An 11,780-nucleotide genomic window follows, 5' to 3' on the forward strand; every position below is an offset into this window, starting at 1 on the left:
GCGGTTTATTTCAGGCTTTTTATTTTCCAGACAGTCAGCTTACTTCTCGCTCAATCTCATACTGAAAAACCTTTTTTCAGCTAGCGCCCCACTTCATCGCTAAAAAAATCTACTAAATCACGGCATTATGCGCTTACATTTTTACTGAAGCCTTTCCAATTTTTCAGCAAGCTGAAGATACGTTTTATTATAAGGATCAAGCGCAATAACTTGCTGCAAATAATAATATGCTTTGCGATAATCCTTATGCTTAAAATACCACTCATATAGAGCAAAGAGCGTCAACGAGCTACGCGGATCGGACAAAAGACTCGACCGTAAGAGGGTCAGTTTCTCCTCATCGCTGGGCGCAAGTAATGCTTGATAATAAATTAAAATTGACTTTAAGGCAGATCGAGCATCACTGAGATGGCGGTTAATAACTTGCCTAAGCGTACCGTATTTTTTTGCACCGTAAAGAACCTGTAAATACAACGCGATAATTTCGTCAGAAGGCCGCTTTTGGGCGGCAGCCATATATGCAGCTTGCGCCGTATTCATCGCTTCTTCCCAGTTATTCATCCCTGCGCAGACACGGGCATATAACACGATATCTTGCTCAGAAGGATTATTATTATATAGATACTGTGCGCGTTCAAAGGCGTTTCCCCATCGTTTTTCAGCTATATCTTCTTTGACCAAAAGGCGGATTGCAAGAATATTACGCGGATTTTGTTTTAAAAGTACACTGAGAAAATCATTCGTAGTCTTCCCGTTAACGGTATTTTTTGTTTCAAAGCAAAAATTTGCACAAGCGAGAATAACATCAGGAGATTGCGGATAAAGAGAGTCAGCCTTTTCAAGGCATTGTTTTGCCTCAACAATATTCTTACTCCATTCGAGTAATACACGGCTCCGCAACAGAAGGTAAGCCTTATCAACCTTATTTTGTTTGGCAAACTCATCAAGCAGAGTATTTGCAGCTAAATATTCTTTTTTTTCTACATATAGCCGGACTTGCAAAAAGAAGGCACGCCCAAAATCATTATCTTTTTTGATGACCGCGGAAACAAGTTCCTCAGCTTTTTCAAAATTCCTTTTGTCAAGATATGTTTCGGCAAGTAATAGTCGAATTATTACAGCATCAGGATAACGAGTATACAATCTTTCAGCAATTTTATACGATGTTTCAATGTTATTACTAAAGAGGGCTAAATAAGCAAAGCGCATACCGGCCGGATAGCAGCTCTCATCTTGCGCCCATGCCATCTGATAGTAATTCTCTGCATCTGAAAGCCTACCAAGCTGCTCATATAAAAGCCCTAAAAGATAAGGGGGCAATACAGAAGAAGGATTTAAGCCTCTTGCAATAAAGAGACGTTTTTCCAATACAGTAGCGTATTCCTCCCCCCCGACACCCTTTATCAAAATCATTGCCGGAATAACCGCATCGAAAAACGTATTTGTTCCAAGGTTTTGTGGATAATTGCTTTTCTCAATTTGATCCAATGCATCAAGATACGGGTCAGCTTGTTGATAATTCGGAGTATTCCAATCGATAGACTCGAGCGGATATAAAAGGCGCATCAACCGGGTAGCCAATGTCAATTGCAATTGTTTTTCCTTCATTAAACCTTGAGAAGTCGCATATACACGGGTTACGGCACTACGAATGCTTGCCGGCGAAGCTATTTCCATATCAGTTTGAACCTGTGAGTCGATACGGTTTGATGCCAAATCAGCGGCAGAAGGTAATGGCAGGATAGTGGCCGAAACAGGCTGTCCAGATATAGAATCAGTATGAGTATTATTTCTTGCCGTAGCACATGATATAAAGAGAAGAATCGGAAATAATAAATACAATACACAATATTTTGAGATAGGGCGAGGAAACAACATCATCAATACCTACCTTTATCCCACTCAGAGGAGTAAAAAAAAGCCCGGCAGCTACCTACTTTCCCACTCTAGATGAGCAGTATCATCGGCGTAATGAGAGCTTGACTTCCGTGTTCGGGATGGGAACGGGTATGACCTCTCCACTATGGCAACCGGGCAATAAAAGACGAAACAAAAAAGAAACGAAATTTATTAAATAAAGGGAAGCGCTTCACTATAAAGCACATAAGGAAAGAAAGCGTAGAGTAAGGAAAAGAACAAAGAAGAGAAGATAATATGGTCAAGCCTCACGACTTATTAGTATTGCTCGGCTAGAACACATTACTGTGCTTAGACCTGCAACCTATCAACCTTGTAGTGTGCAAGGAGTCTTTAGCGGGGTTAAACCCCGAGGGATATGTAATCTTGAGGTGGGCTTCCCGCTTAGATGCCTTCAGCGGTTATCCCTTCCGAACGATAGCTACCCAGCACTTACCCTTGGCAGGATAACTGGTACACCAGAGGTTCGTCCACTTCGGTCCTCTCGTACTAAAAGCAGCCCCTCTCACATATCCAACGCCCATAGCAGATAGGGACCGAACTGTCTCGCGACGTTCTGAACCCAGCTCACGTACCGCTTTAATTGGCGAACAGCCAAACCCTTGGGACCTACTTCAGCCCCAGGATGCGATGAGCCGACATCGAGGTGCCAAACTTTCCCGTCGATGTGAACTCTTGGGGAAAATCAGCCTGTTATCCCCGGAGTACCTTTTATCCGTTAAGTGACGGCGCTTCCACTCGCGACCGCCAGATCACTAAGACCTACTTTCGTATCTGCTTGAGCTGTCACTCTTGCAGTTAAGCCTCCTTGTGCCTTTACACTCACTGCGTCGATTTCCAACCGACGTGAGGAGACCTTCGCGCACCTCCGTTACATTTTAGGAGGCGACCGCCCCAGTCAAACCGCCTGCCTACCACTGTTCCCATTCCGGCTTCACGGAACGGGTTAGAAACCTAATTCATCAAGGGTGGTATTTCACTTGGCAACTCCACTCACCCTAACGAGCAAGTTTCACTGTTTCCCACCTATTCTACACATGATAAACCAAGTCCCAATAGTAAGTTACGGTGAAGGTTCACGGGGTCTTTCCGTCTAACTATGGGTAACCGGCTTCTTTACCGGTATATAAATTTCACCGAGCCTCGCGTTGAGACAGTGCCCAGATACGTTACACCATTCGTGCGGGTCGGAACTTACCCGACAAGGAATTTCGCTACCTTAGGACCGTTATAGTTACGGCCGCCGTTTACCGGGGCTTCAATTAACAGCTTCGCATTACTGCTCACCGCTCCTCTTAACCTTCCGGCACCGGGCAGGTGTCACCACCTATACGTCTCATTACTGATTCGCAGATGGCTGTGTTTTTGATAAACAGTCGCCTGGGCCTGCTTTATGCTACCTCCACTCATTACTAAACAGAGGCCACACTTTTCCCTAAGTTACGTGTGCATTTTGCCGAGTTCCTTAACGCGAGTTCTCTCGAGCGCCTTAGATTTCTCATCCTACCTACCTGTGTCGGTTTACGGTACGGTCTTTTATAACCTAGCCTTAGACAGTATTTCCCGGCACCATGACTTACCCCGCTTCGCTTCTCTCATCGATCCACTCGCTGTCGCTTCTCACCTTGGATAGCGGATTTACCTACCATCCTTCATAACGGCTTAAATACTTCGACCGGAACAACCGTTCTCCGGCCGGGGGTCGCCTCATGCGTCCTGCCATCGAAATTATAAAAGGTATCGGAATATGAACCGATTTCCCATCGACTACGGCTTTCGCCCTCGCCTTAGGAGCCGACTAACCCTGGGCAGATGACCTTTACCCAGGAAACCTGAGGTTTTCGGCGGAAAGGAATCTCACCTTTCTTTTCGTGTACTTATACCTGCATTCTCTCTTCCATCCCCTCCAGTGCCCCTGTCAGGTACACCTTCATCAGTCCATGGAATGCTCCCCTACCGCCTTATGCTTATACTGCATAAGACCCGTAGCTTCGGTATACTGCTTAGCCCCGTTACATTATCTGCGCATGTATACTCGACCAGTGAGCTATTACGCACTCTTTTAAGGAATGGCTGCTTCTAAGCCAACCTCCTGGCTGTCTAGGTATCCACACTTCATTTCACACTCAAGCAGTATTTCGGGACCTTAGCTGACGGTCTGGGCTGTTTCCCTTTTGACTACGAACCTTGTCGCACGCAGTCTCACTCCTATACGTTGATTACCGGCATTCAGAGTTTGATTGGGTTTGGTAGGCGGTGAAGCCCCCTAGTCCATCCAGTGCTTTACCTCCGGTAATTTTGTATAAGGCTGTCCCTAAAGGCATTTCGGGGAGAACCAGCTATTTCCAGGTTTGTTTAGCCTTTCACTCCTAGTCACAAGTCATCCAAACCTTTTTTAACAGATTGTAGTTCGGTCCTCCACAGCGTTTTACCGCTGCTTCAACCTGCTCATGACTAGATCACTCTGGCTTCGGGTCTACGACATGCAACTCTTACTTCGCCCTTTTCAGACTCGGTTTCCCTCCGGCTCCGGAACTTCTATTCCTTAACCTCGCTGCATACCGTAACTCGCAGGCTCATTCTACAAAAGGCACGCCACCACCCATAAAGGGCTGTAACATCTTGTCGGTTTATGGTTTCAGGTTCTATTTCACTCCCCTCACCGGGGTTCTTTTCATCTTTCCCTCACGGTACTTGTCCGCTATCGGTAGCCAACTCGTATTTAGCCTTGGATCGTGGTCGACCCGGATTCCGACAGGATTTCTCGTGTCCCGCCGTACTCAGGTACTGCACCGGCAAGACGACTGTATTTCGCGTACGGGGATTTCACCCTCTCTGTCAGGCTTTCCCAAAACCTTTCCGCTATACATTCGCTTTATCACTTGCTGTACGTAAGCCCGTGCAGCCCTACAACCCCCGTTTAACGGGTTTGGGCTCTTCCAATTTCGCTCGCCACTACTTTCGGAATCTCTTTTGATGTCTTTTCCTTGAGTTACTTAGATGGTTCAGTTCACTCAGTATTGCTTTACCTCTCTATTTTATTCAAGAGTGTAATGATAGAATCACTCCTATCGGGTTACCCCATTCGGCTATCTCCGGATCACAGGATATGTGCTCCTCCCCGAAGCTTTTCGCAGCTTATCACGGCCTTCTTCGCCGGCTGGCTCCAAGACATCCACCATAAACCTATTCTTCGCTTGACCATATTATGTTCTCTTCTTAAAACGATCATCTATTCAATAACCGTCAAGAATTCTTCTTTTCACCTTATTTTTCACTCTCCAGTTCATCCCTTTACTTTAAATAAAGAAAATTCACCTTCAAGCATTCTTTCTTTCCCTTCCCTAGCTTTTCAAAGATCTCTTCGTAAAAACAAAACACTTTCTGTTTTACGTTTTTGGAGATAAGGGGATTCGAACCCCTGACCTACGGCTTGCAAAGCCGCCGCTCTAGCCAGCTGAGCTATATCCCCTTACTACAAACCAAAAATATAAAAAAGGGAGGAAAAGAAGAGGAGATAAGCGGACGCTTTGTGTACAACCTACAAAGCATTTAGTATTTACCTTTCTCTAAGAAAGGAGGTGATCCAGCCGCACCTTCCGGTACGGCTACCTTGTTACGACTTCACCCTCCTTACCAAGCGTACCTTCGGCACCGTCCTCCTTTGCAGGTTAGACAAGCGACTTCGGGTACCCCCAACTCGGATGGTGTGACGGGCGGTGTGTACAAGGCCCGGGAACGTATTCACCGCGCCGTGCTGATGCGCGATTACTAGCGATTCCAACTTCATGAAGTCGAGTTTCAGACTTCAATCCGAACTACGATTGCTTTTTTGCGGTTTGCTCCACCTTACGGTCTCGCTTCGCTTTGTAGCAACCATTGTAGCACGTGTGTAGCCCTGGACATAAGGGCCATGATGACTTGACGTCATCCCCACCTTCCTCCGATTTGTCATCGGCAGTTCCGCCAGAGTCCTCAAGCTTTACCTGTTAGTAACTGGCAGTAGGGGTTGCGCTCGTTGCGGGACTTAACCCAACACCTCACGGCACGAGCTGACGACAGCCATGCAGCACCTGTCTAGCAGGGTATTGCTACCCGGCCTTATCTCTAAGACCTTCTACTAGATGTCAAACCCAGGTAAGGTTCCTCGCGTACCATCGAATTAAACCACATGCTCCACCGCTTGTGCGGGCCCCCGTCAATTCCTTTGAGTTTCACCCTTGCGGGCATACTCCCCAGGCGGTACACTTATCGCGTTTGCTTTGGCACTGAAGCTCTTGCCCCAACACCTAGTGTACATCGTTTACAGTGTGGACTACCAGGGTATCTAATCCTGTTCGATCCCCACACTTTCGCATCTCAGCGTCAATTATCGGCCAGAAACCCGCCTTCGCCACCGGTGTTCTTCCAAATATCTACAGATTCCACCCCTACACTTGGAATTCCAGTTTCCCTTCCGTAATTCAAGCTATACAGTACCCAATGCTATTCTAGGGTTAAGCCCCAGGATTTCACATCAGGCTTACATAGCCGCCTACATGCCCTTTACGCCCAATAATTCCGAACAACGCTCGCCCCTTACGTGTTACCGCGGCTGCTGGCACGTAATTAGCCGGGGCTTATTCGTCGATTACCGTCATCAGATGAGCATTCCCTCTCACCCTTATTCTTCATCAACAAAAGGATTTTACAACTTTTCAGCCTTCTTCATCCACGCGGCGTCGCTCCGTCAGACTTCCGTCCATTGCGGAATATTCTTAGCTGCTGCCTCCCGTAGGAGTTTGGGCCGTATCTCAGTCCCAATGTGTCCGTTCACCCTCTCAGGCCGGATACCCATCGTCGCCTTGGTGGGCCTTTACCTCACCAACTAGCTAATGGGACGCAAGCTCATCCTCAAGCGAAGCCGTAGCTTCCTTTCCTCAACATCTCTTGTGATATGCCGAGTGTATTCGGTATTACCTGCTATTTCTAGCAGCTATCCCCATCTTAAGGGTAGATTACCCACGTGTTCCTCACCAGTCCGCCACTCTAGGAGAGAAGCAAGCTCCTCTCTTGCCGTTCGACTTGCATGCTTAAGACGCGCCGCCAGCGTTCGTTCTGAGCCAGGATCAAACTCTCCATTATTTTATTTCAAACACCCCGAAGGGCGTCTGATATTCATAATTTTGAAAGCAAGTCCCGTTTCTTTTATTTTAGGAACGTTGACCTTTAAGAGAAAGAAAATAATAATGCAAAGCAATTATTTATCGCCCTGCACACCTTCTTTCTCTTGATTCTTTGTTCTACGCTTATTTCCTTACCAAAGATTTTGCTCTTTGGCTTTTTCTTCTTTCCCTTCCCTTTAATTTCAAAGACCGGTTTGCTTAACTGCGCTTCGCCTTGGCATCGCAGCAAGCGAAAAAGAATATATCAAAAAACCATTCGTTTTGTCAAGTACCTTTTGTCCTTTTTTATTTTTATTTTTTTAAGTCAAGACCGAGTTAAAGAACGCAAGAGAACGGCGACAAACTCACGAACATGCAATGCCCACAATATGAAAACACTATAGGCAAATTTCTCACCAAACCACTAAGCCGTTTTGAGAAAAATTCCTTCAAGAATTAATTGCAATATAAATTATTATAGAAAGGAATAAAACTATGGAGAATAGGGGATTCGAACCCCTGACCTATTGATTGCGAACCAATCGCTCTACCACCTGAGCTAATTCCCCAAAGCGGTATTGAGTATATAGTTTTTAGATAAATTGAGCAAGTGCTTTTTAGGACATACGAAAAATTTTTATGTACTATTAAAACAATGTGGCACGTTATATTATAAAGAAATACCCCTAAAGACCTCGGCTTCTAGAGCTGCCTAAAGGTATAAAAATACAAAATATAATCCTTGACTTTTCCAGCAAAGTCCCGTACACTAAACATATGAACTTGAAAACCGTTTTGACACCTGAAACTGTCAATCTCCATTTAAAAGGAACCTCTAAAGAGGAAATTATTGATGAATTACTTGAAATGCTTGTTCAGGCAGGAAAAGTAAAAGATAAAGCCGTCGCCCGCGCTTGCGTATTAGATCGTGAACGAAAAATGTCTACGGGAATGAAGCATGGTATTGCAATCCCGCACGGAAAGACCGATTCGGTTAACGATCTCGTTGCCTGTATCGGCATTTCGGATCATCCGGTCGATTTCGATTCACTGGATCAAGAGCCATGCCGTATTTTTATTATGACACTTTCACCGATTGACAAAACAGGACCGCACTTGCAGTTCTTGGCAGAAGTCAGTCTGCTGTTCAAGAGTGCCGAAAAACGGCAAGAAATATTGAATGCAACTGACAAGTCCGATATTATCCGTATCTTGACCGAATAGTGTACACGACTGGAGCAAATGCACTTAAACTAACAAAGCATGAGGAGGTTTTATGCTTGTAAATGTATTAACAACAGGAGACGATGTAAGTGAAAAACTAAAGACATACTGCAATGGGCTGCCTGATGTCGATAAGAAGGTTATGGATGCTGCATCCGATGAAGGAAAAAGCTTTATGGGTGCGCATGGCGTATCTGCAGCTCCGATGGTTGTCGTACTTGATGAAGACGGAAAGGATTTGCTAAAGACTACCGATATGAGCGAACTTGAAAAGTTCTTTTCTTAAATTTCTGCAAACTTAATTTAAAAACCTCTCGGAAGCATTATTCCGAGAGGTTTTCTTTTAATATATGGCTATATTTTCTCTGCTTTACAAGCAAAAACGCCGCACCGTATTTAAAGATTTTTATACATATTCCAAGTTGATTCAATCAATGTTTTGATATCGGAGTATTTCGGATTCCAGCCTATCGTTTCGCGGGCATGCTGAGATGTTGCATAAAGCTCGGCGGGGTCTCCGGCACGGCGGCCAACAAAGCGTGCGGGTATTGCCTTTCCGGTAATAGAGCGCGCTGAGGTAAGCATTTCGCTGACAGTAATGCCAACTTCGCTGCCAAGATTGACGATAAGGCTGTTGTCGGTTTTATCGATATAGTGCAGCGCGTCGGTATGCGCTTTCGCAAGGTCACTGACATGTACATAATCACGGATACAAGTGCCGTCGCGTGTAGGATAATCATTGCCGAAAATCTGAAGTTCTTTCCGCATACCGGCAGCGACCTCCATAATAATCGGCAAAAGGTTTTGCGGATTCCGCTCAAGCCCCTTAACAGCACCCTCCGGATCATAGCCCGCCGCATTAAAATACCGCAACGATGCAAACTTGAACCCCTTGAGCCGGTCATACCACTGCAAAAACTCTTCGGTTTTGAGCTTGGTAAACCCATAATAACTTTCAGGATTTTTCGGATGCTTTTCGTCAATTGGTAGATATTCCGGCGAGCCGTAGACGGCTGCCGATGACGAAAACACAAAGCGGAGGCACCCATGCTTAACCGCGGCATTTAAAATGTTCATCGTTGCCGAAATATTATTGATGGAGTATTTTTCAGGGGCAACCATCGATTCCCCCACCGCTTTAAATGCAGCTAAGTATACAGCCCCGTCAAATCCGCGGGCAAAAGCTGCATCAATATCGTCACTGTGTCGGGTATCTCCTGCAATAAATTCCGTACCCGGGAAAATATTGCATAATTGTCCCGTCGATAAATTGTCGAATACCGTAACTGAATGCCCGGCTTCCAGCATCGCTTTAACTACGTGGCTGCCGATATATCCGGCTCCACCGATAACCAATACACGCATAATAATCCTCTTATAAATCCGCTCTATTTGAGCGCTATATATATGAAACCTCCAAAAAGCTGTAGATTTTAGAGGTTTTTCTTCGGCGGATTCCGTAATGCCGTTATACTCCGCAATCGTTTTATCAATTCTTTATCCTTGCTTAAAGTTTCTATCGGAAACGACAGTCGGTATGTCCAGTTCGAATCACTGACCGTACCGGGGATGTTAATCCGCTCATCCTGCGGCTTGACCGTATGTATTTCATCAATCATGAGTCCCAACCAATCTTGTATGGGAAAGATGGCAAAAACCGACGGAACTTTGACTAAAGCGCTCAATAAGGCTGCAGCTAAGTCCGCCGTATAGGGCGGCTTTTTCCCGTCGATAGGACACAGGGCTCTCCGTATATTACCATCAATACGCAGAGCATTAAAGAACGAAAGCATATCTGCATAAGACAATTCTTCCTCCCACCATTCCCGCAGTGTCGAAGAATCATGCACGGAAGTTACCGCAACCGCTTCTTGAGGATAGTCGCACAGCGGAATAAAAGGGGCACCGTCCTTTTCCCATTCACGTTCCCAGCGGAATACCCGCAGGCTCAAAATATGTAATTTTCCCAGAATTTCCGGCAATGCCGCAGGTTTCGCGCCCAAATCTTCGGCGCATGGCTGCATATCGACGGAAGCACATAATTCCGACAAAATATCTTCTGCCTGCACTGCCCACAGTTTGTTTTGCTCTGTTTCTTTCTCTTCGACCAACAATGAAAATCGTCTTTGTTCGTCCTCCGATAGCGTTCCCCATGCGGTTGTATTCCGGTATAGATATGCCGCAGTATACACAACTGTTCCCCGTAAGTCTTTTCCGGCTTTTACAAGCATACGGTCAGTCCATTTTTGCCGCAAAGCTGTTTCTACTTCCGGCGGCAGCCCGCAACGACGTATATCCACTTCGCTTTGTATTTCATCTTTAAAAAGCCAGAGCTCCTCCGTACCGATTCTATCGGCAACTTTATGCAATAACCCATGCGCATACAAATAGTCGCCGTTCACCGCAGTTTGAACGATATCGGTATTGATATGCGGCTCTGCCATCCATCGAATACGTTCTTGGGAAAAACCTGCTTTTCTTAAATCTTTCATTGTGATTTCCGCATAAGGGATGGGTTTTCCCAAAAGCCCTGTTGTTTCCCCTTCGGGAATAGCCCAAATTCTAAAAAAACCTAAGATATGATCAAGCCGGTACGCATGATAATACTGCGATGCATGGGCGAGCCGTTCCTTCCACCAACGGTAGCCGGTTACTTTCAAATTTACCCAGTTATAAATGGGGAACCCCCAATTTTGTCCCGTAGGATTATCCCCATCAGGAGGACTGCCCGCACGGAGATCACCGCGGAAATATTCGGGATGTGCCCACACCTCTACGGAATCCTCGTTCATCAAAATCGGAATATCGCCTTTTACCGAAATCCCGTTATCGGCACAATAGGCAATGGCTTTTAACAGTTGTTTATGCAGATGCATTTGTACCCACGCATAGAACAGATGTTCTCGTTTCAAGACAGAATCGTTCCATGCAGCAGTGATTTTCGCCGTTGAAGGAGAACGCATATCGGCACATTCTTTCCAGTCCTTCCACGAAGCATGATAGTTTTGCCTCTTGATATTTTTAAACACTGCATATTCGATTATCCACGGATTTGCCTTTATCCATTCCGCAAGCTCACCGGTCTGAGAATCCGCAATAATCTGTGATTCAGCCTTATTAAATACGGCATGCAGCAGTACATTTTTTTCGTGAAGTATATCCCGGTACCGAAAACGTTCCGCCGGAGTGTTCGGTATAAAGGCAGTGCGTATTTTTTTTATCTCAGCTTTGAAGGTATGCGCTTCCGGTATATCATCCAAGCAGATATAGAGCGGATGCAATGCAAAAGCCGAAAGAGCATTATATGGAGAACTGTCAGTACCTGTATCATTGACGGGCAAAAGTTGGATAATACGCAACCCTGCTTTTTTACAAAAGTCGGCAAAAGGAATAAGATCGGAGAACTCACCGACGCCACAGCTTTTTTGACTATATAGAGCGGAAACCGGTATGGCAGCCCCGCATAAGGCCTGATTAAGCGGTGAACATTTCATT

At 45.6% G+C, this 11,780-nt stretch carries 5 protein-coding genes, 2 tRNA genes and 3 rRNA genes; 2 read left to right on the forward strand and 8 right to left on the reverse strand.

Going from position 1 to position 11,780, the window contains the following annotated elements:
* Positions 1 to 141 precede the first annotated feature (141 nt).
* The 6 genes from E4N69_RS11785 to E4N69_RS11810 form a co-directional block, all read right to left on the reverse strand.
* On the reverse strand, positions 142 to 1,677 hold the full coding sequence (locus E4N69_RS11785; RefSeq protein WP_253823946.1) for a tetratricopeptide repeat protein: 1,536 nt from the start codon (positions 1,675 to 1,677) through the stop codon (positions 142 to 144).
* A gap of 243 nt (positions 1,678 to 1,920) precedes the next feature.
* Positions 1,921 to 2,035 (reverse strand): 5S ribosomal RNA (gene rrf / locus E4N69_RS11790).
* A 119-nt stretch (positions 2,036 to 2,154) separates the two neighbouring features.
* A 23S ribosomal RNA gene (locus tag E4N69_RS11795) occupies positions 2,155 to 5,120 on the reverse strand.
* A gap of 195 nt (positions 5,121 to 5,315) precedes the next feature.
* Positions 5,316 to 5,389, reverse strand: a tRNA-Ala gene (locus tag E4N69_RS11800).
* A gap of 102 nt (positions 5,390 to 5,491) precedes the next feature.
* Positions 5,492 to 7,041: ribosomal RNA gene (locus E4N69_RS11805) — 16S ribosomal RNA — on the reverse strand.
* Together the 16S, 23S and 5S rRNA genes with 1 tRNA gene alongside form the textbook arrangement of a ribosomal RNA operon.
* Before the next feature lie 516 nt (positions 7,042 to 7,557).
* Positions 7,558 to 7,630, reverse strand: a tRNA-Ala gene (locus E4N69_RS11810).
* Positions 7,631 to 7,838: 208 nt separating this feature from the next.
* On the opposite strand from E4N69_RS11810, the gene E4N69_RS11815 reads away from it, so the two are divergent.
* Together E4N69_RS11815 and E4N69_RS11820 are read left to right on the forward strand one after the other, a co-directional pair.
* On the forward strand, positions 7,839 to 8,285 hold the full coding sequence (locus tag E4N69_RS11815) for a PTS sugar transporter subunit IIA (protein WP_016522864.1): 447 nt from the start codon (positions 7,839 to 7,841) through the stop codon (positions 8,283 to 8,285).
* Between the two features lie 52 nt (positions 8,286 to 8,337).
* Positions 8,338 to 8,571, forward strand: coding sequence for a thioredoxin domain-containing protein (locus E4N69_RS11820; RefSeq protein WP_162664509.1), 234 nt, complete (start codon positions 8,338 to 8,340; stop codon positions 8,569 to 8,571).
* A gap of 110 nt (positions 8,572 to 8,681) precedes the next feature.
* On the opposite strand, the gene galE is transcribed toward E4N69_RS11820, so the two are convergent.
* Both galE and E4N69_RS11830 read right to left on the reverse strand, forming a co-directional pair.
* Complete coding sequence (gene galE, locus E4N69_RS11825; RefSeq protein WP_253823947.1) at positions 8,682 to 9,650, reverse strand: UDP-glucose 4-epimerase GalE; 969 nt, start codon at positions 9,648 to 9,650, stop codon at positions 8,682 to 8,684.
* Between the two features lie 68 nt (positions 9,651 to 9,718).
* Positions 9,719 to 11,779: a 4-alpha-glucanotransferase gene (locus E4N69_RS11830; protein ID WP_253823948.1), complete on the reverse strand. Its 2,061-nt coding sequence runs from the start codon at positions 11,777 to 11,779 to the stop codon at positions 9,719 to 9,721.
* Position 11,780: the final 1 nt, after the last annotated feature.

Source organism: Treponema sp. OMZ 906, assembly GCF_024181185.1.
Taxonomy (GTDB): Bacteria; Spirochaetota; Spirochaetia; order Treponematales; family Treponemataceae; genus Treponema.